The organism is Bradyrhizobium sp. sGM-13 (assembly GCF_018398875.1).
GTDB lineage: Bacteria > Pseudomonadota > Alphaproteobacteria > Rhizobiales > Xanthobacteraceae > Bradyrhizobium.
Genome location: NZ_JAGWDK010000023.1, coordinates 24,431 through 43,674 on the forward strand (window position 1 = coordinate 24,431; position 19,244 = coordinate 43,674).

Consider the following 19,244-nt stretch of genomic DNA (forward strand, 5'->3'; position numbering starts at 1 on the left):
AAACCTTTGTAGATGGGACACAGCCAATGAGCGCAGCCCAGAACCAGTATTCGATCGGATTGGACAAAACGCCGGCGAATTACGTGCCGCTGACGCCGCTGAGTTTTCTTGCCCGCAGCGCCGCTGTCTATCCCGACCACATCAGCACGGTCTATGAAGGCCGCAGCTTTACCTGGGCCGAGACTTACGAACGCTGTCGACGCTTTGCGTCCTGGCTCGCCGGGCGGGGTATTGGAGTCGGCGACACGGTCGCGGCGATGTTGCCGAATGTCCCCGCGATGAACGAGGTGCATTTCGCCGTGCCAATGGCCGGTGCCGTCCTTAACGCGCTGAACATCCGGCTCGACGCGCCCTCGATTGCCTTCCAGCTCGACCATGGCGGCGCGAAAATCATCCTGGTCGATCCAGAATTCGCCGGCGTGATTGCGGAAGCGATGACGCTGATGAAGGGGCCAAAGCCTTTCGCCGTCGATGTCGACGACGCGGCGTTTGCAGGCGGCAAACGGATTGGTGAGATCGAGTACGAGGCGGCGGTCGCGGCGGGCGATCCCGGCTTCGTCGCACGGCTTCCGGGCGATGAATGGGACGCGATTGCGCTGAGCTATACCTCGGGCACGACGGGCAACCCGAAAGGTGTCGTCACTCATCACCGCGGCGCTTATCTCAATGCTGTCAGCAATATTCTGGCCGGCAATCTCGGCCAGCATCCGGTGTATCTCTGGACGCTGCCGATGTTTCATTGCAACGGCTGGTGCTTCCCGTGGACGGTCGCTGCCGCCGCCGGCACCAATGTCTGCCTGCGCAAGGTCGATCCGGCAAAAATCTTCGAGCTGATCGCGAAGCACGGCGTTACCCACATGTGCGGTGCACCGATCGTCTACAACACGCTGATCAACGCGCCCGGTGCGCCCAAGGGCGACAAGGCTCGCCGCGTGGTCGGGTTGATCGCGGGCGCAGCACCTCCGGTTGCCGTGCTCGAGGGCGCCGAGAGCATCGGCATCAAACTGACGCATGTCTACGGGCTGACCGAGGTCTACGGCCCCGCCTCCGTCTGCGCCGAGCAGCCGGGTTGGGACGAACTGCCAGCCGACCAGCGCGCGCAGCTCAAGCGCCGGCAGGGCGTGCCCTACCCGTTGGAAGAAGCCGTCACCGTGCTCGACCCGCAGACCATGCAGGAGGTGCCGCGCGATGGCGAAACCATCGGCGAGGTCATGTTCCGCGGCAATATCGTGATGAAGGGTTATCTCAAGAACGAGAAGGCGACGCAGGAAGCCTTCGCCGGCGGCTGGTTTCACACCGGCGATCTCGGGGTGCTCGACGAGCATGGCTACGTCATCATCAAGGACCGCTCCAAGGACATCATCATCTCCGGCGGCGAGAACATTTCCTCCGTCGAGGTCGAGGATGTCCTCTACAAGCACCCCGCCGTGCTGTTCGCAGCCGTCGTCGCAAAGCCTGACCCCAAATGGGGCGAAGTGCCCTGTGCCTTCGTCGAGCTGAAGGATGGCGCCAAGGCCACGGAGGCCGAGATCATCGCCTTCTGCCGCAGCCACATGTCCGGCTTCAAGACGCCCAAGGCAGTGGTGTTCGGCCCGATCCCGAAGACATCCACCGGCAAGATCCAGAAATTCATGCTGCGCAACAAGGTGGAATCGGCAAAGGCGATATCGGCGTGACACGTTATTGCGAGCGAAGCGTGACGGGCGGATAGTACTGCGGCGCTTCGGTCCGTTCGTACATCCCGTAATCGCGCATGACCTCGAAAACGCGGAAATACTCGGTTGTCGGATCGGCAAACAGCCTGGTGCCGAATTCGATGCCGGCTTGATCGTCTGGTAGATCGATCAAATGCGCGAAGTGCCCGTCACGATAGACGCTTGCGAAAGCGTCACGGCGCCATCCGGTCTGTGCCGGCAGCGTGGCGTTCTTCGACTCAGCCAGCAGCACATATGTCGGCTTGCGCCTTGCCGGATCGTTGTAGGACGTACGCCGCTCGGGCTGCCAGACTGCTTGTCCGGGCCTCGCTTCGTGGATCACTTGGGCGACCCGGATGCGATAGTCCGAAAAGACCTTCTCGCGGCCGATTGTCTGGACGTCGTGATGGTGAGCATGGGTGCGCCACGCCGTCAGGGTCCCCTCGTCCTGCCATATCTGATACGACAGCAGTAGGTTCTCCCGTGTCAAACTCCTGAAACGATCGATGAAGAGACAGCCGCCGATCGCTTCAAGCTCGGGCTTTAGCGAGGCCGCAAGATCGAGATATTGATCGCGGTGCCCGGGCCTTGTCTGGACTTCAAAGAACAGACCAATCATCGACGTCCCTCCGCGCCCGGCGCGCAGACTTGCCGCGGCAGACTCAGCCTGCGCTGTTCAGCGTCAGCCGCAAGCCATCATAGGCCGGGATCACGCCCGGCGGCAGGCTCTGGCGCAATACCTCGTAGTCGAGGTCGGAATGCATGTTGGTGATGACAGCCTGCTTCGGCTTGAAGCGCTTGATCCAGGACAGCGCGTCGTTGACGCTGAAATGGCTGGGATGCCCGGCATAGCGCAGGCCGTCGACGATCCAGAGGTCGAGGTTTTCGAGCGACGGCCAGCTCTCCTCGGGAATGTCGTGGAGATCGGGGGTGTAGGCGGCGGCCCCGATGCGGAAGCCGAGCGCGGGGATCTTGCCGTGCTGAACCAGGAACGCAGAGAGCTTCAGCGGGCCGCCTCTGCCCTCGGTGGTGTGGCTCTCGCCGGCTTCGATCGCGTGGCGCGTCAGGATCGGCGGATAGTCGCTCCCCTCCGGCGAGATGAAGCAATAGGAGAACCGCGCCATGATGTCTTTGGCGGTCGACTGGTTGAAGTAGACGGGAATGCGGCGGCGCTGGTGCAGCACGACCGAACGCAGATCGTCGATGCCATGGGTCTGGTCAGCGTGCTCATGCGTCAGAAACACCGCGTCGATGTGATCGACGTTCGCGTCGATCAATTGCTCGCGCAGGTCGGGCGAGGTGTCGATCACGATCCGCGTGGTGCCGTGGGCACCCGTCCGCTCGACCAGCAGCGAGCAGCGGCGGCGACGGTTCTTGGGATTGTTGGGATCGCAGGCGCCCCAGCCGAGCGCCGGGCGGGGCACACCGGCCGAGGAGCCGCAACCGAGGATCGTCAGCGTCAGCATCATGCCGCAACCTTCGGCGCCGGCACTTTGGAGAACAGGCGAAAGAAGTTTTCGGTCGTCTGCCGCGAAATCTCTTCCAGCGAGACGCCGCGCGTTTCCGCCAGCACTTTGGCGACTTCGACCACGTAAGACGGCTCGTTGCGCTTGCCGCGAAACTTGCCGGGCGCCAGATAGGGCGAGTCGGTTTCGACCATGATGCGGTCGGCCGGGAGTTCGGCGGCGAGCTCGCGCAAGGCTTCCGACTTCTTGAACGTCAAAATGCCCGTGAACGAGATCGACAGGCCCAACGCAATTGCCTTCATCGCCAGCTCGCGTCCGCCGGTGTAGCAATGGAGGACAGCTTTAAAAGGTCCCTTTGCCACTTCGTCTTCGAGAATACGGCCGCAATCCTCGTCGGCTTCGCGAGTGTGAATGACCAACGGCAGGCCCGTGGCGCGCGCGGCCGCGATATGTGCGCGAAACCCGCGCTCCTGCGCCTCGCGGGAGCCGTGCTGGTAGAAGTAATCCAGCCCCGCCTCACCGAGCGCCACGACCTTCGGGTGCTTGGTTAGTTCGATCAGCTCGCTTGCGGGGATGCCGTCTTCCTCATCGGCCTGATGCGGATGAGTGCCGACCGAGCAATAGACGTTAGGGAACCGCTCGGCGATGGCGAGCAGCCCGCCGAGTCGCTTCACCCGGGTTGAAATCGTGACGATACGACCGATCCCGGCGGCCTCGGCGCGCGCGACGATGGCGTCGAGATCATCCGCAAAATCCGGGAAGTCGAGATGGCAGTGGCTGTCGACGAGCATGGCTTGCAAACGGCTCAATCCACCTTTGGTTCGACGTAGCGCGGAAATACACCGACCGGCGGCGGCAGCGTCGTTCCCGGCTTAATCCGCGTGGCAAGCGCCGCGAAATCGCGCACTTGTTTCTCGTTGGGAATGCCGAGACTATCCAGCAGCTTGCTGGATGCATCCGGCATCACCGGTTGGGTGAGAATGGCCACCTGACGCACCACCTCCGCCGTCACGTACAGCACGGTTTTCTGCCTGTCAGGATCGGTCTTGGCCAACGCCCAGGGTGCCTCGCCCGCGAAATAACGGTTGGCTTCCGCCACCACGGCCCATACGGCGTTCAGCCATTGATGGATCTGTTGCGTCGCCATCGCGGTCCGCGAGGTTTCCAGCATGGCGTCGGCCTGCGCCAGGATCGTCTTGTCGTTGTCGGTGAACTCGCCGGGCTCCGGCAGCACCCCGCCGAGTTGCTTCGCGATCATCGATAGCGAGCGCTGCGCCAGATTGCCGAGATCGTTGGCGAGGTCGGCGTTGATGCGCGCGACGATGGCTTCGTGGTTGTAGCTGCCGTCCTGACCGAACGACACTTCTCGCATAAAGAAATAGCGCACTTGGTCGACGCCGTAATGCGCCGCCATGGTGAAGGGGTCGACAACATTGCCAACGGATTTCGACATCTTCTCGCCACGGTTGAGCAAGAAGCCGTGACTGAACACCCGTTGTGGAACCGCGACGCCCGCCGCCATCAGGAATGCGGGCCAGTACACGGCGTGGAAACGGACGATATCCTTGCCGGTGACGTGCAGATTGGCTGGCCAGTAACGCTGGAATTCGTCGCTTTCGACATCGGGATAGCCGGCGGCCGTGATGTAGTTCGTGAGCGCATCCATCCAGACATACATCACATGAGATGGAGCGTCCGGCACCTTGATGCCCCAATCGAACGTCGTTCGCGAGACGGAAAGGTCCTTCAGGCCACCTTTGACAAAACTCACTACTTCATTGAGCCGCTCGCGCGGCAGCACGAAGTCGGGCACATTCGCATAGAGAGTGAGCAATTTGTCCTGATAGGCCGAGAGGCGAAAGAAATAGGTTTCCTCCTCGGCCCACTCGACCGGCGAACCCAGCGGTTCGCGGCGGATACCGTCAGCCCCGACGGTGGTTTCCGCTTCGTCAAAATAAGCCTCCTGACGGACCGAATACCAGCCTGCATACTTGCCGAGATAGATATCGCCGTTCTTCTCGATCGCACGCCAGAGTGCTTGGCACGCTCGCTCGTGGCGCGGCTCGGTAGTACGGATATAATCGTCATATGAGATGTTGAGTGCGGTCATCATCTCGCGGAAGAGCGCGGAGTTGCGATCCGCAAGAGCGAGTGGCGCGAGGCCTTCCGCGACAGCGGTTTGCTGCATCTTGAGGCCGTGCTCGTCGGTTCCGGTTAGAAACCGGACATCGAATCCGTCGAGCCGCTGAAAGCGGGCGATCGCGTCGGTTACCATAGCGGTGTAGGCATGACCGATGTGCGGTATACCGTTCGGATAGAAGATCGGCGTCGTGACGAAGTAAGTATTGCGCTCGGCAGCCACCGCCTGCTGGGCCGCGGCAGCCGGCTTCACGCGCGGCCTGGTTGGTTTTGCACGTTCAGCTACGGGGGCCGCCGGTACGACAGGGTTGGCTTCTTGCGAAGTTACCGCGCGCGCCTTCCTCGTTTTGTTCGCGGATTTCTTTGCCGAGTTCTTGGCAGATTTCGTGGCCGCCTTCTTCGCAGCCTTTTTGGGTGACTTCCGCGCGACTTTCTTTGCAGCTTTCTTCGAAGGCTTGCCGGACTTCTTCACGACGCGCTTGCTCGTGGTCGCACCTTTCCTGGCGGCACGCTTTTTCGTCGCGGCTTTTTTGCTGGCGCGGGCGGGCAGCGCTTTACGAGTCTTCTTCGCCTTGAGCTTTTTCGAAGCTTTCTTTCCAGCCTTCGCCACCACGAATTCCTTCTCAACTCAACGATTGTCGGGATTATTATCGGACGGAGCGTTACCGCGTCGCTTCCGCAAGCATCCCGAACACCGAGAAAACCAGCGGTTTTCGCTCCAGATTGTACGCTTCGGTATCGCGCGCGGCGCGGATGATCTTTTCCCATACCTCCGCCAGCCGTGCAAGGCGGGGCAGATTTGCATTGGCGTCGCCAGCGCGCAGCTTTTCGCCGATCCAACGATCGATGCCGTCGATGAAAGCAGCCAGCGCCACCCGGTCGCTGGTGCCCAGCGCATCGCCAAGCGCATGCAGCTCGCGCGGGTCGACCTGCGGCAGCGTCGCCAGCAGCGCCGCTGTCCGCTGCTGCAGCTTTAGCGCGTCGCCGCCGAGCAGCGTCAGCGCGCGGGACACGCTCCCCTCCGAGGCATCGGCAGCTTCCGACAGCGCGGGATCATCAGGGGCGATGTCGGCGGCTCGCGCCGCGGCGCGCACGACGTCGCCGGTCGCAAGCGGCCGCAGCGGCAGCTTTCGGCAGCGGGACAGGATCGTGGGCAGAGCCCGCGCCGGCGAATGGCTGACGAGCAGAAACAGCGATCGGTGCGGCGGCTCCTCGAGAATCTTGAGCAGCGCGTTGGCGGCGTTTGGATTGAGCTCGTCGACGGTGTCGACAATACATACGCGCCAGCCGTCGACCGCCGCGGTCGAGCCGAAAAACGAAATCGTCTCCCGCGTCTCATCCACTGTGATGACTGTGCGTATCACGCCGCGATCGTTGAGACCTCGTTCCAGCACCAACAGCCCACCATGGGCACCGGCAGTGATCTGACGCGCGACCGGATCACCCGGATCCAGTGCCAGCGTCTCGGCGCGCTGCACCGAAGGCAGCAATGGATTGGGATTGGCAAGCACGAAACGGGCCATACGATAGGCCAGCGTCGCCTTGCCGATGCCCTGCGGGCCGCCGATCAGCCAGGCATGCGGAATGCGTCCACTGCGATAGGCATTCAGCAGGGCCGTCTCCGCCTCGCGGTGACCGAACAGATCGGCCGTCTCGCGAGGATGTGTGACCGCCGTCTCCTGCTCGACCTTGCACGCGCTCATGCCGTCCCCGCCGAGGTCGGGACCGCGAACACATGGTCGCGCACCGCCGTCCATACGCGGGCAGCAACCGCGTCGGCATCGGCATTGGCGTCGATCAGCACGCAGCGCTGCGGGTCTTCGGCGGCGATTTGCCTGTAGGCATTGCGCAGGTCCTGATGGAATTGCAGGTCCTCTGACTCGAACCGGTCAGGCACACCGCTGCCGCGGCGAGCGGCCGCGCGCTGCAAACCAACCTCAACCGGGATGTCCAGAATGATGGTGAGGTCCGGCTTCAGATCACCGATGGTGACGCGCTGCATGGCGTTGAGCACGATCGGAGAGACCTGCCCCAGGCTGCCCTGGTAGGCGCGGGTCGAATCCGAGAAGCGGTCGCACAGCACCCATGTTCCTTGGCTAAGCGCGGGCTGGATGACGGTGCGAACGTGATCGTCGCGGGCGGCGGCGAACAGCAACGTCTCGGCGTCCGGTCCCAGCAGCTTGCCCATTCCCGACAGCACGAGATGCCGCATGATTTCGGCGCCCGGCGAGCCGCCGGGCTCGCGGGTGACGATGGTACGCAGCTTTGCCGCAGCAAGGCGCTCGGCGAGTTTCTTGATCTGCGTGGACTTGCCCGAGCCCTCGCCGCCTTCAAACGTAATGAACTTCCCGCGTCCGGAAGGCCGCTGCAGCGTTGCCTGGGTCATGCTCAGAGCTTCTCTGCGCCCGCGCGGAACATGCCGATGACGAGCTCGCTGACCCCGTCGATTGCGCGACGCACGGTCGAACCGGTGCCGATCGCTTCAGCGGCATAGACCGGTGCCTCCACGGCGATGTTGGCGCCGCGCCACACCTTGACGACGCCGACCTGCTGGCCGGATTGGATCGGCGCCTGGATCGGGCCCTTGTAAACGATCCGCGCGATCAGTTTCTCGCTGCCGTTCTTCGGCACCATCACCTTGATCGGCTCGGGGCTCGCAAGCTTCACTGAGCGGCTTTCGCCGCCAAACACCTTGGCGTAGCCAACCTGCTGGTTGGCCGCGAACAGCGTGCGCGTCTCGAAATTGCGAAAGCCCCACTCCAGCATCTTCTTGGCCTCTGAGGCACGATCGTCGGGATCATCCAGTCCGTTGATCGCGACAATCAGCCTCGTGTCGTTCTGCACGGCGGAGCCGACCATGCCGTAGCCGCCCTCCTTGGTGTAGCCGGTCTTCAGCCCGTCGGCACCATTTAGCGAGTTCAGCAGCGGATTGCGGTTCTGCTGCCGGATCTTGTTCCAGGTGAATTCTCTCTCTCCAAACAATTTGTACATGTCGGGATAGGCCAGGATCAGGTGGCGGGCGAGTTTGGCCAGTTCACGAACCGTCATCTTGTTGGCGGGGTCGGGCAGCCCACTGGAGTTTCCGTAGGTCGATTTCGTCAGGCCGAGTTCGCGCGCCCGTTTGGTCATGACGTCGGCGGCAAAAATCCGCTCGTTGCCGGCCATGCCTTCGGCAAGCGCAATGCAGGAATCGTTGCCGCTCTGGATGATCGCGCCCTTCAGCAGGTCGTCCACCGACACCTTACTGTTGAGAATGGCAAACATCGTCGAACCGCCGGCCGGCGCGCCGCCCTTGCGCCAGGCGTTCTCGCTGATCCGATATTCGTCTGTCGGTTTGACCTTGCCCTGCTTGATGGCATCGAACACCACCTCGACCGTCATCAGCTTCATCATGCTGGACGGCGCCCGCAATTCGTCGGCGTTCTTCTCGAACAGCACGCTGCCGCTGGACGCCTCGACCAGGATCGCGGTCGGCGCATCACCATCGAAGCCGCCGTCGTCCTTCTTCGGAGCGCCCTGCACGCTGTTATTGGCGGCATACACGATGCCGCCCCAGCCGACCGAGAGGGCGAAGACGGCGGCCATCAGACGGCGCCACGGGATGATGGCCGCCGTGTCGGATTTGCGGGAAACGGAAGTCTCTGCTGCCATCGGCGATGTCCTGAATCCATGTGTTCTAACAGTTGGAAGTATCGCAAACAACACAGGTTTTTGGACTTGTGGCCGTGTCGATCTGATTGCGGTGCCGAACGAAGAAACGTATCGTTGCGATGCTGCAATTTCAGAACAAGATACGAAAAACAGGGCGGAAACGCGATGCCAACCTCACGCACTATTTCCGTCAACGGGCTCGACTTCTTTGTTTTCGAACAGGGCCAGGGGCCGCTGGTGCTGCTCTGCCATGGCTGGCCCGAGTTATCCTACTCCTGGCGGCACCAAGTCGGAGCCATCGCGGAAGCCGGTTTCCATCTCGTAGCCCCGGACATGCGCGGCTTCGGCCGGACCAGCGCGCCGGCGGACGTCGGCGCCTACACCATCTTCCACAATGTCGGCGACATGGTCGCGCTGGTGGCGGCACTTGGCGAAAAGCAGGCCGTCATTGTCGGCCATGATTGGGGCGCGCCGGTCGCCTGGCATGCGGCGATGTTCCGGCCCGACATCTTTACCAAAGTGGCGGGCCTCAGCGTTCCGCCCCCTTCCCGCGGACGCGGCCTGCCGCTGGAGACCTTGCGAAACAACGGCATCACCAATTTCTACTGGCAGTATTTTCAGGCGCCGGGCGTGGCAGAGGCCGAATTCGAGCGCGATGTCGCAGCGACCATGCGAATCGTGCTGGCCGGGCGCGGGTTCTCCGATCCGGCGGCCCACCAATTTGTTCAGGAGGGCAAGGGATTTCTCGCAGGCGCCGATCCGAATCGGCCGTTGCCGGGCTGGCTGACCGAGGCCGACCTCGCCTATTTCGCGGCCGTCTATCAGGAGTCCGGCTTTCGCGGCGGACTGAATTGGTATCGCAATATCGACCGCAATTGGGAACTGACCGCACCTTGGCAGGGTGCGCAAATCCACCAGCCGTCGCTGTTCATCGCGGGATCGAAGGATGGCGTCATCACCGGCCTGATCGGCGCCAAGCTGGTCAACGAGATGGAGCGTGTGCTGCCGAACTTGCGACAAAAGCTCATACTGGACGGGGCCGGTCACTGGATTCAGCAGGAGCGGCCCGATGAGGTCAACGCCGCCCTGATCGCCTTCCTGAAGGGGTAGCTGTATTCGACGCGTTTTCTTGACGCGAACGGGGCGCCACCCCGGATCAAGTCCGAGGGCATGCTTCGCCTGAAACGCTATCTAGTACAGTCCTCGCCCGCTGAGGACTTCGCTCGGACCACGTGGATCGACCGGCAGGTAAGCCTGGCGTGGTGCCACATAGCTGGCCTCGTTCTCGTAGGACACGGCGCGCGGATTTTCCGTGGCACGGCCACGCGTGCGACTGGAAGCCGACATTTCCGAGGTCGCGTTGATCGAGGCGTAGTCCGCCGAGGTATTGCCGAGGCTATAGGGCCGTCCCTCCGGCATCGGCACCTCGCCCCGGATTCGACCTGCGGACGACGGCATCTCGGGAACAAACGGGCGGGCCGAGGCGACCCGGACCGTGGCCGGGGACGGCGCGGGCTCGCCGGTCCGCAGCGTCGCCAGGAGCTGGCGGTCGTCGGAACCCTCAAGCGGGGCCCGGCCGACATATTCAACCCGCACCCGAGCGACGCCATTTGCTTTGAAATCGAGCAGTTCCGCCGCCTTGTTCGAGACGTCGATAAGGCGGTTGCCGTGATAAGGGCCGCGGTCATTGACCCGGACGATCAGCGACTTGCCGTTCCGAGTATTGGTCACGCGGGCGTAGCTCGGGATCGGCAGCGTCGGATGGGCCGCCGTCAGCGAGGTCATGTCGAAGACTTCGCCATTAGCGGTCAGCCGGCCATGGAAGTCGTCGCCATACCAGGAAGCCATTCCCTCGGCGCGATAGTTTGGATCCTCTTCCGGCACGTAGACCCGGCCCGCGACGGTGTAGGGCTTGCCGATACGGTAAGTTCCCCCGCCCTTCGGCACGGGCTCTCCGAACGCCACCACGCGGGGGCTCGAGGAAACGCCGTATTTGGGATCAATCCGCCTGGCGAATTTGTCCGACGAAGCGCAATTGGCAAGGACAAGGCATGTTGCCATGGCAACAGTACCACGAACTGCCAGAACGATTGTTGTTGGCCGTCGAATCCCCATCACCCCAACTACCATTTCTAGCGGCCGACCGCCTATGGAAGCGTTGCGGCCTTACCCCAACGATGCGGCCCACCTCCGCATCACATGATGAAGATATCGCAACCCGAACACGGCGGAAATGGGGTCTGGTCCCGCGTGGTGAATGAATGGTTGCTTCGCGCGCCCGTCGAACTGGGTGCAACGGTTCGATTCACTGTGTTTGCGCCCTTCGTCATAGCCTTTCTGTGCCCGCTTTCAGACAATCTGTTGCACCAAATCATCACTCACGACCGATATGCGATTCTGGCCCGTGAATCTTTTTGACTGTGCAACGGTGCAGTCGTTCTGTGCGTTGCAGGGGCGCAAAGGATTTGTGCGATGATCGAGACAGTAACAGCGTTGATGGGTCTGGTAAGCGCAGGCATTTTCCTTGCGCATGCGTTTGAAGGCTATCGTTCCAGAGCGTGAGTTTTGACAGCCGGCGGCGGTAGCCGCCCGGCTTCAGAGAGAGATGGCTCGGTAGTTCCGATCGGGGAATCGGAAAGGTCTAACAAATTCGGACGAGCATCTGGTGTGGTAGGTGTCTGATGCGCAACCACGACATCATCTCTAACGGATTTCTTGCGCTGGCGACTGCCAGCTTCGTGCTGCTGTGCTCCAGCCTGCTGGCCGTTGCGTTCGGTTAAACAAGGACACGAACCAATTGCGGCGACGGTACCGGGACGATGTGATCCCGGGCAGAATTAGCATCCGCCCGACGAACCGCCGGAGAACGCATTGCGGCCGATGCCGCCACCCATGATTTCCCGGCGCGTATGAAGTGCACCACGCAACGTGCACGCGGCTGGCCAAAGGGCAACGCCCTCGCCGCTGGGTTTCCTCCAAAATAAAGCGATGGGATGCACATTGGGGCGATGTTCGCATTGCGTTCAAGCCAGCCCTACGCTAAGCGACTGAAATTCCAGAGCTGGAAGGGTGGCCGAGTGGTTTAAGGCACCGGTCTTGAAAACCGGCGTGCCTGCAAGGGCACCGTGGGTTCGAATCCCACCCCTTCCGCCAATTTTAAGCAGAACCAATCCTTACCTCCAGTTTTGGCATTTGGTTTTGGCAATTTCGTTCGCTGAGCGTTCATCAGCTTCCTCGGTTCGGACCAGATGGACAACTCCTGAAAGACCACATCTAAAGCGCCAGCCTGACGTTGCAGATATCGTGCTCCTGCGGGTCCGACTTCACCTCGAAGCCGAGGCTGCGGCACATCGCCAGCATCACCGTGTTTTCCGTCAGCACATCGCCGGAAATCGCCTTCAATCCTTCGGACTTCGCATACTCGATGATCATCTGCATCAGGGTCCAGCCGAGCCCCCTGCCCTTGAGATCGGATCGGAGCAGGATCGCGTATTCGCCGCTCTCATAGATCGAGTCCGAATGGATCCTGACCACCCCGACCAGTTCGTTGGTCGTCTGGTCGAAGGCGACAAAGGCCATCGCCCGGGCGTAGTCGAGCTGGGTCAGGCGGGCGATGAATTCATGGGAAAATTCCTTCATCGGTGCAAAGAACCGGAGCCGCAGGTCCTGCATCGTAACGTGTTTCAGCATCTCGTGGATCGCCGGCTCATCCTCGGGACGGATCGGACGGACGAACACGCGCCAGCCGTCCTTGACCTCGATGTGACGCTGCCATTGCGAGGGATAAGGCCGCACGGCGAAGTTCGCCGGGCCCGAACCACGAAACTTTCGTTCCACGCGCCCGATCACGACCCGCGCGTCGACGGCCAGCACGCCCGCCTCATCCGCCAGCAGCGGATTGATATCGAGCCCACGGATGTCGGGTATGTCGGCGGCCATCTGCGCCAGCTTGACCAGAACCATTGCAACTGCGTCATGCTTCACCGCCGGCACGTCGCGATAGGCGCGCAACAGCCGCGAGACACGGGTACGTTCGATCAGGCCGCGCGCCAGTTGCAGGTCGAGCGGCGGCAGCGCCAGCGCCTTGTCATTGATGATCTCGACTGCCGTTCCGCCACGACCGAACACGACGACAGTGCCAAACGTCGGATCGTCGGCGAGGCCGAGAATAAGCTCGCGCGCCTTCGCCCGCACCACCATCGCCTGCACCATCACGCCCGATATGCGCGCCTCCGGCCGCAGCGATCTTGCCCGCGCGAGAATCTCGCTGGTCGCCTTGCGCACCGCATCGGCGCTGGTGAGATTGAGCACCACGCCGCCGACATCGGATTTGTGGACGATGTCGCGCGACATGATCTTGAGCACGACAGTCGCCCCCCGCGCAAAGATCGCATTCGCATGCGTAACCGCCTCTTCGGCATCGGCGGCGGCAAAGGTCGGCACGGCCGCGATATCGTAGGCGTCAAGGAGCCGCTTGACCTCGATCGGATCGAGCCATGAACGGCCGTCGGCCAGCGCCGCAGCAACGATCTGCCGCGCTGCATTGATATCGGGAGCGAATTCGCTCGGCATGGCGGGCGGAACCTGCGCCAGCGCCTCCACCACCTCGCGATGGCGGACCAGATGCATGAAGCCGCGCACGGCGTCGTCTTCGGTCGGATGGTTCGGAATGCCGGCGGCGCTCAAGAGATCGCCGATCGATGGCTCCGCGCCGACCCAGACCGCGAGAACGGGCTTCGGCGCCATGCGCTGCCCGGCGCGATATTTCTGCACCACGCGGGTCACGGCCACGGCGATTTCGTCGGCGCGCGCAATCGCCGTCTGCACGTTCATCACCAGCACGGCGTCGTTTTCGGGATCGGCCAGCAACGCTTCGAGCGCTGCGGCATAGCGCGCGGGATCGGCATCCCCGACGATATCGACCGGGTTCGATTTCGACCATGTCGGCGGCAAAACAGCGTCCAGCTTCTCGCGGATCGCCGACGAGAGAGCCGCCGGAATACCGCCGAGTTCGACCAGCCGGTCAACCGCCAGCACGCCGATGCCGCCGCCATTGGTCAGAATCGCAAGCCGCTTTCCAGGCGGCGATTTGACCCGCCCGAGCGTCTCGGCACAGTCGAACAATTCGCGCAGATCCGATACGCGCAGGATGCCGGCGCGTTGAAACGCAGCGTCGTAGACGGCATCAGCGCCGGCGAGCGCTCCGGTATGGGTTGCAGCGGCCCGCGCGCCTTGTGCCATTCGGCCTGACTTGACGACCACGACCGGTTTTATTCTGGCGGCTGCCCGCGCCGCCGACATGAACTTGCGGGCATCCTTGATCGCCTCGATGTACAGCAGGATGGCGTGGGTCTTTTCATCCAGCGCGAAATAATCGAGCAGATCGGCGATATCGACATCGAGCTGGTCACCGATTGAAACAATGCCGGAAAATCCGACGGCCCGCTGTGCCGCCCAATCCACCATGCCGGCGGCAATGGCGCCGGACTGCGAGATGAGCGCCAAATGACCCGCGGCCGGCATATGTGCGGAAAAGCTCGCATTGAGACTGACGTCGGGCATCATGATGCCGAGGCAATTCGGACCGATCAGCCGCATGCCGTATTTTTGTGCCGCCCGCTCGGCTGCTTCCGCGAGCGACCCCGGACCGTGGCCGAGCCCAGCACTGACGATGACGGCGCCGGCCGCGCCGCGCTGACCCGCCTCATCTATCAGGCCGGCGATGGTGTGGGCTGGTGCAGTGAGGACAACGAGTTCCGGCGCAAAAGACAGTTTTGCGATGCTGTCTGCGGCCGCGACGCCGTCAATCTCGTGATAGCGCAGATTGACGAGGCCGAATTCGCCCTTGAATTGGGCCTTGCGAATATTGTTGAGAATGGCACGGCCTACGGAGCCGTGGCGCGGGCTAGCCCCTACCAATGCGACGGAATGCGGCGAAAGCAAATTTTTCAGACGATAGGTGGACATCGTTTTCCAGTACCGGCAGGTCGCGGCCTATGCGAAGCGGCAAGAGGGCGGCTTACCGCCGTCGGCAGGGGCGATTTCTGATGCATGGCACTGGCCAATCAGCTCAAGGAGCGCCCACTGATCAAGTTCGACGTGGCCGCGATCATCCGCTCGGCGTGCCTGAACAGCCGTTCGGAGTCGCGGCGGAAGAAGTCGAGCTGATGCTGGCCGCATTCCTGGCACATCGTCCTGACGTCCCGTACCGAATGCGCGCTAGCCATCTTCGCGACGAACTCAGTGTACAAGTGCATCTCGGTCTGCGTTCGCTCCAGCATCTCGTCGCTGAGAAACAGCAGTTCCTCGAACATTATCTTCTGCGCACCAAGCATGAACTCCAGCACGCCCTGGTTTAGCTTGGTGGCTTCCGCTTCTGCGTTTGCGGCTGCTGGAAAGGAACCGGAAGCAGCCCGTTCAGACAGCTCTGACATGACAATCTCCGATTTCTGAATTTCCACCGAAAGCGATACTGACCGGCTTCGCACCGAACATCTAGCTGCATCAAACTGGCGTTATTGCGACAGCAGTTACCGCACTAGGAGATGAGACAAGGAACTCGCGGGGAACAAAGGTCGCATCCCCGCCCGCCATGGATCAGCGCAACCAACCGCGCACGACAATGGGCGCGCTGCGAACGATGACGTCAGCAGGCTCGGGCGTGTTTCAGCTCACGATAAGACGCGATGGCGGCGCCGAGCAGCTCTTCCCTTCGATGACGATAGCCCGGCGGGGGCACCTTACTCCGTTTCCCGTTTTTGGCTTGCGGCGATCGGCTGGGAAGGCGGGCGAAACGCTTGAGATCGCGGAGGTCGCCCAATGCGCGTTGCATTCGCTTTGCCGGCCGATGGAGGTGATGCAATTCGCCGCGGCTCTGCAGCGCGACCGTTTCCGTGAACGCTTCCAGCATGTAGCGGAAGCGTTTGACCTTGATCCGCAGCCGGTGACGGCGCGATTCACCCAGCGCCTTCAGGTGGCGTCCCCTGCGGATCAACCGTTTGTGCCAACGGTTGAGTTCGCGAGCGCAATAGACTTGCAGAGCCTCCGTCTCATTCCGTTTGCACCGCGCTAGCCACCCTCCCTGTCTGATCCAGTCATCGATTGCCGAGATCAGCCGGCGCGTCCGAACGGTGCGCAGACAACGAACCAGGCGGCGGTGGTCCCGCGTCTGGTGCTGACCGACCTGTTTGATGATGTGCTCCGCCCAACCGCGGTAACGCTTGCGGCGCGAATATTCGACTAGGACGTCGCTGTCGCGCGCGGCGCCGAGCGAACCATTCAGCCAGGCGATTTCCTTTTTCAGACGCGGCCATTCCGCATCGACCACGATCGGCGCGAAGAACGCCACAGCGGCGCGCAACCGTGTAATTGCGACGCGGATTTGATGCACTGCCTCGGCATCGCCGGCGCATGCGCTGCTGTGCTGGGCCTTGATCGAGGTGATGCAGTCGAGCGCGATCGTCTGGAATGCGGTTGCACAGTCGAGGCTCACCGCAGAGGTGTCGTGCAGGCGGGATGTACTGGTTGGGCGGCCGCGCATCGTCAAGGCTCGTCCGGCGCCAAAGGCAGGACCGCCCGGGCGTTGCGCAGCGACTGTTCCGGCGTCCCAGAGGCATCGATCATATGCCATTGTACCGCGCCGAGCGCGAAAGTCTCCTGCTTCAGGGCGACGCTTCGTGTCGCATCGGACGCATCATCCTTGCGCTGCTCGATCCGCGCCAGCCGCGTCGCGAGATCGGTCGTCAGAAAAAGGCCGACGAACCCTGCATTGTGCGTGGCCGCGAGATTCTCGATTTCCTTTCGTTCTCCCTCCTGCAGATAGGCGGCATCGAGCACCACCGAACAGCCCTGGGCGAGCACACGCTGCGCGGTGATCGAGAGACCGGCATATACTCGCTCCGTCGTTGCGGATCGATAGGCAGATTCCGGCAGAGCGGTAGTTTCGCTGATACCGAACAGGCGCTTGCGGACGACATCCGAGCGCACGATGAGCGCGCCGGGTGGTGGCTCGATCAGACCCGCGAGTCCGCGAGCAAGCACCGACTTCCCCGTCCCCGATAGCCCGCCGATTGCCACCAGCATCGGCGGCGTGGGCGCAATGAGGCGTCTCGCCAGATCGAAATAGCGCTTCGCCTCCTGCCACACTGCGTCGCTCTCTCCGGCATGTTCGCTCTTCACGAACAGCACGTGCGCGCGGATCGCTGCCCGCATCGACAAGAACAGCGGCAGCAGGCGTAGCCCATCGAAATCTTCATCGGCGGTTGCGGTAATATAGCTATTGAACGCTGCGTTTGCCGCTGCCGCCTGATTGAAGTGGATCATATCCATCAGCGTAAACGCGAGATCGTAGAGAATGTCCGTCGTGGCAATGACGGGATCGAACTCGATGGCATCGAACAGCAGCGGCCGGCCGTCGACCAATGTAATATTCGCCAGATGCAGGTCGCCGTGGCAACGGCGCACGAACCCTTGCTCGGCGCGCTGTCTGAGCAGCGGCTGCAATGTCGTTGCAGAGGCGCGGCTGGCGGCATCGAGTTCATCGATCGCAACGGAATCAAGTCCGTGCACGGTTTCAAATTTTGCGGTATTGCGGCCGATGATAGGTAGAATGGAGGCAAGCCAGCTCTCGCCGTCGTGGCGCGCTGCCCTGTCGTGGGACCGCAGAACCGCATCGGCCACGGCCGTCGCAAGTAACGGATCGATCGCCTTCGAAGCGGCGATACGGTCGAGCGACTGCGTCTCGTCGAACCGTGCCATTTCGACCGCCCATTCGACCACCGTGCCCGAGCCGCCGATTTCGAGACCGCCGTCGGAATTGCGCGTAATGGGAACAACGCCTCGGTAGAGCTCGGGAGCGTTGCCGGCGTTGACCTTTAGTTCCTCCTCGCAGGCGCTCTTGCGCTTCTCCAATGTCGAATAATCGAGGAATGGTAACCGCACGGCACGCTTGATCTTCAATGCCCGATCAGCTCCGAGAAAAACCATGGAGGCATGGGTATCGATCCGCTTGCCGCCCCCGGCTGCACCGAAACTGGAGCCATCGAGGAAATCGAGCACGTGCTGCTGGTTGTCAGCATCGGCTACGGCAGCATCTGGGGGGGGCCGCATAGTCATGGCTGCAGCACAGCGGCGCCCGTGATCTGTCCGGCGCGCAGCTTGGAGAGGACTTCATTCGCTTCCTGCAACGGAAACACGCTGGTGTGCGTCTTGATGTCAGCTTCCGCCGCGACCCTGAAAAACTCGATCCCGTCGCCCCGCGTCAGGTTGGCAACCGAAAGCAGCCGCCGCTCCTCCCAGAGGATGCGGTAAGGGAATGAGGGAATGTCCGACATGTGAATGCCGGCGCAGACCACGCGGCCGCCTTTGCGCACAGCTTGCAATGCCAACGGCACTAGGGAGCCGACCGGCGCGTAGATGATAGCTGCGTCGAGCGGCACTGGAGGCTTCTCCTCCGACCTGCCGGCCCAAGCTGCGCCGAGCGATAGTGCAAGGCGTTGCGCCGCGACGTCGCCCGCGCGCGTGAACGCGTAGACCGAACGGCCCTGCCAGCGAGCCACCTGCGCGATGATGTGGCCGGCTGCACCAAAGCCGAAAATGCCGAGATGTTCTCCATCGCCCGCCATCACCAGCGAGCGCCAGCCGATCAGGCCCGCACACAGCAAAGGAGCGACAGCGACGTCGTCGTTGGCCTCGCCGAGTGGAAAGCAATAGAGCGCATCCGCGACGAGATGCGTGGCAAATCCGCCGTCGCGCGTGTAGCCGGTAAAGCGCGGGCGGTCGCAAAGGTTTTCACGGCCGCTCCGGCAATAGGGACAGTCGCCGCAGGTATGACCGAGCCAGGGAACGCCGACCCTTTCGCCGATCCTAAGAGACGTCACAGCGGGACCAAGAGCTTCCACCCGACCGACCACCTCGTGGCCGGGAACGATCGGGTAGGCAATATCAGGCAGTTCTCCATCGACGACGTGCAGGTCGGTCCGGCATACGCCGCACGCGCCAACTTTGATACGCACTTCGCCGGGCGCGGGCACCGGGTCCTCGCGCGGCTCAAACCGCAGTAACGCGCCGGGCGCTTGCAGGACCATGGCGTGCATTTCGTCCGCTATCCTCACGCAAGCATGTGCGGTCTCTCCGCGACGAGCGGGTCATGCCTGATCCCGTCCAATCGACCCGCCCGAGCTTTCCCTAACATGGCTACATCGGCAGCGCAGCGCCAGCCACGGCGTTCTGCCATTTCTTGAGCGCATGGAACACAAAGGCGGGCTGGGCACGCCGGCACCTCCCGCTGAAGGAA

At 62.5% G+C, this 19,244-nt stretch carries 15 protein-coding genes and 1 tRNA gene; 3 read left to right on the forward strand and 13 right to left on the reverse strand.

Translation table 11 applies throughout. The features are described 5' to 3' along the window. Positions 1-26 precede the first annotated feature (26 nt). Positions 27-1,676 (forward strand): acyl-CoA synthetase, encoded by a 1,650-nt coding sequence (locus tag KJQ96_RS28150; protein ID WP_213289632.1) that lies wholly within the window; start codon positions 27-29, stop codon positions 1,674-1,676. 4 nt (positions 1,677-1,680) lie between these two features. Here the strand turns inward: KJQ96_RS28150 and KJQ96_RS28155 are convergent, their stop codons facing one another. The 7 genes from KJQ96_RS28155 to KJQ96_RS28185 are packed head-to-tail and all read right to left on the reverse strand — an operon-like array spanning position 1,681 to position 8,884. Next, the gene (locus KJQ96_RS28155; RefSeq protein WP_213289633.1) at positions 1,681-2,313 is read right to left on the reverse strand and encodes an antibiotic biosynthesis monooxygenase; all 633 of its coding nucleotides are present in this window, start codon (positions 2,311-2,313) and stop codon (positions 1,681-1,683) included. 43 nt (positions 2,314-2,356) lie between these two features. Then, positions 2,357-3,163: an MBL fold metallo-hydrolase gene (locus KJQ96_RS28160; protein ID WP_213289634.1), complete on the reverse strand. Its 807-nt coding sequence runs from the start codon at positions 3,161-3,163 to the stop codon at positions 2,357-2,359. Next, positions 3,160-3,951, reverse strand: coding sequence for a TatD family hydrolase (locus KJQ96_RS28165; RefSeq protein ID WP_213289700.1), 792 nt, complete (start codon positions 3,949-3,951; stop codon positions 3,160-3,162). Before KJQ96_RS28165 ends, KJQ96_RS28160 begins: the two co-directional genes overlap by 4 nt. Before the next feature lie 14 nt (positions 3,952-3,965). Beyond that, positions 3,966-5,909 carry a methionine--tRNA ligase gene (metG, locus tag KJQ96_RS28170; protein ID WP_213289635.1) on the reverse strand — a complete coding sequence of 648 codons (1,944 nt, stop codon included), beginning with the start codon at positions 5,907-5,909 and terminating at the stop codon, positions 3,966-3,968. A gap of 52 nt (positions 5,910-5,961) precedes the next feature. After that, positions 5,962-7,002, reverse strand: a complete 1,041-nt coding sequence (locus tag KJQ96_RS28175) for a DNA polymerase III subunit delta' (RefSeq protein ID WP_213289636.1) — start codon at positions 7,000-7,002, stop codon at positions 5,962-5,964. Then, positions 6,999-7,685 carry a dTMP kinase gene (gene tmk / locus KJQ96_RS28180; RefSeq protein WP_213289637.1) on the reverse strand — a complete coding sequence of 229 codons (687 nt, stop codon included), beginning with the start codon at positions 7,683-7,685 and terminating at the stop codon, positions 6,999-7,001. The genes KJQ96_RS28175 and tmk overlap by 4 nt, the downstream gene beginning before the upstream one ends. A gap of 2 nt (positions 7,686-7,687) precedes the next feature. Then, positions 7,688-8,884 (reverse strand): D-alanyl-D-alanine carboxypeptidase family protein, encoded by a 1,197-nt coding sequence (locus KJQ96_RS28185; protein ID WP_249734634.1) that lies wholly within the window; start codon positions 8,882-8,884, stop codon positions 7,688-7,690. 231 nt (positions 8,885-9,115) lie between these two features. Here KJQ96_RS28185 and KJQ96_RS28190 point away from each other — a divergent pair, with 231 nt between their 5' ends. Next, positions 9,116-10,060 carry an alpha/beta fold hydrolase gene (locus KJQ96_RS28190; protein ID WP_213289639.1) on the forward strand — a complete coding sequence of 315 codons (945 nt, stop codon included), beginning with the start codon at positions 9,116-9,118 and terminating at the stop codon, positions 10,058-10,060. A gap of 81 nt (positions 10,061-10,141) precedes the next feature. On the opposite strand, the gene KJQ96_RS28195 is transcribed toward KJQ96_RS28190, so the two are convergent. Then, positions 10,142-11,011, reverse strand: a complete 870-nt coding sequence (locus tag KJQ96_RS28195; protein ID WP_249734628.1) for a septal ring lytic transglycosylase RlpA family protein — start codon at positions 11,009-11,011, stop codon at positions 10,142-10,144. Between the two features lie 1,002 nt (positions 11,012-12,013). Between KJQ96_RS28195 and KJQ96_RS28200 the strand changes: the two genes are divergently transcribed. Beyond that, positions 12,014-12,103: transfer RNA gene (locus KJQ96_RS28200), tRNA-Ser, on the forward strand. A 120-nt stretch (positions 12,104-12,223) separates the two neighbouring features. Here the strand turns inward: KJQ96_RS28200 and KJQ96_RS28205 are convergent. From KJQ96_RS28205 to KJQ96_RS28225, 5 genes are all read right to left on the reverse strand, one after another. Then, on the reverse strand, positions 12,224-14,917 hold the full coding sequence (locus KJQ96_RS28205; RefSeq protein WP_213289641.1) for a bifunctional acetate--CoA ligase family protein/GNAT family N-acetyltransferase: 2,694 nt from the start codon (positions 14,915-14,917) through the stop codon (positions 12,224-12,226). 98 nt (positions 14,918-15,015) lie between these two features. Beyond that, positions 15,016-15,384, reverse strand: a complete 369-nt coding sequence (locus KJQ96_RS28210; protein ID WP_213289642.1) for a hypothetical protein — start codon at positions 15,382-15,384, stop codon at positions 15,016-15,018. A 212-nt stretch (positions 15,385-15,596) separates the two neighbouring features. After that, the gene (locus KJQ96_RS28215; protein WP_213289643.1) at positions 15,597-16,490 is read right to left on the reverse strand and encodes a CHAD domain-containing protein; all 894 of its coding nucleotides are present in this window, start codon (positions 16,488-16,490) and stop codon (positions 15,597-15,599) included. Between the two features lie 2 nt (positions 16,491-16,492). Further along, complete coding sequence (locus KJQ96_RS28220) at positions 16,493-18,058, reverse strand: bifunctional aminoglycoside phosphotransferase/ATP-binding protein (protein ID WP_213289644.1); 1,566 nt, start codon at positions 18,056-18,058, stop codon at positions 16,493-16,495. Positions 18,059-18,060: 2 nt separating this feature from the next. Beyond that, positions 18,061-19,044 carry a zinc-dependent alcohol dehydrogenase family protein gene (locus KJQ96_RS28225; RefSeq protein WP_213289645.1) on the reverse strand — a complete coding sequence of 328 codons (984 nt, stop codon included), beginning with the start codon at positions 19,042-19,044 and terminating at the stop codon, positions 18,061-18,063. Between the last annotated feature and the right edge of the window lie 200 nt (positions 19,045-19,244).

Bases quoted from the DNA above. Each gene is read 5' to 3' on its own strand.
- KJQ96_RS28150 (WP_213289632.1), top strand. From the start codon at position 27: ATGAGCGCAGCCCAGAACCAGTATTCGATCGGATTGGACAAAACGCCG.
- KJQ96_RS28155 (WP_213289633.1), bottom strand. From the start codon at position 2,313: ATGATTGGTCTGTTCTTTGAAGTCCAGACAAGGCCCGGGCACCGCGAT.
- KJQ96_RS28160 (WP_213289634.1), bottom strand. From the start codon at position 3,163: ATGATGCTGACGCTGACGATCCTCGGTTGCGGCTCCTCGGCCGGTGTG.
- KJQ96_RS28165 (WP_213289700.1), bottom strand. From the start codon at position 3,951: ATGCTCGTCGACAGCCACTGCCATCTCGACTTCCCGGATTTTGCGGAT.
- KJQ96_RS28175 (WP_213289636.1), bottom strand. From the start codon at position 7,002: ATGAGCGCGTGCAAGGTCGAGCAGGAGACGGCGGTCACACATCCTCGC.
- tmk (WP_213289637.1), bottom strand. From the start codon at position 7,685: ATGACCCAGGCAACGCTGCAGCGGCCTTCCGGACGCGGGAAGTTCATT.
- KJQ96_RS28185 (WP_249734634.1), bottom strand. From the start codon at position 8,884: ATGGCCGCCGTCTTCGCCCTCTCGGTCGGCTGGGGCGGCATCGTGTAT.
- KJQ96_RS28190 (WP_213289639.1), top strand. From the start codon at position 9,116: ATGCCAACCTCACGCACTATTTCCGTCAACGGGCTCGACTTCTTTGTT.
- KJQ96_RS28195 (WP_249734628.1), bottom strand. From the start codon at position 11,011: ATGGCAACATGCCTTGTCCTTGCCAATTGCGCTTCGTCGGACAAATTC.
- KJQ96_RS28205 (WP_213289641.1), bottom strand. From the start codon at position 14,917: ATGTCCACCTATCGTCTGAAAAATTTGCTTTCGCCGCATTCCGTCGCA.
- KJQ96_RS28210 (WP_213289642.1), bottom strand. From the start codon at position 15,384: ATGTCAGAGCTGTCTGAACGGGCTGCTTCCGGTTCCTTTCCAGCAGCC.
- KJQ96_RS28215 (WP_213289643.1), bottom strand. From the start codon at position 16,490: ATGCGCGGCCGCCCAACCAGTACATCCCGCCTGCACGACACCTCTGCG.
- KJQ96_RS28220 (WP_213289644.1), bottom strand. From the start codon at position 18,058: ATGCGGCCCCCCCCAGATGCTGCCGTAGCCGATGCTGACAACCAGCAG.
- KJQ96_RS28225 (WP_213289645.1), bottom strand. From the start codon at position 19,044: ATGCACGCCATGGTCCTGCAAGCGCCCGGCGCGTTACTGCGGTTTGAG.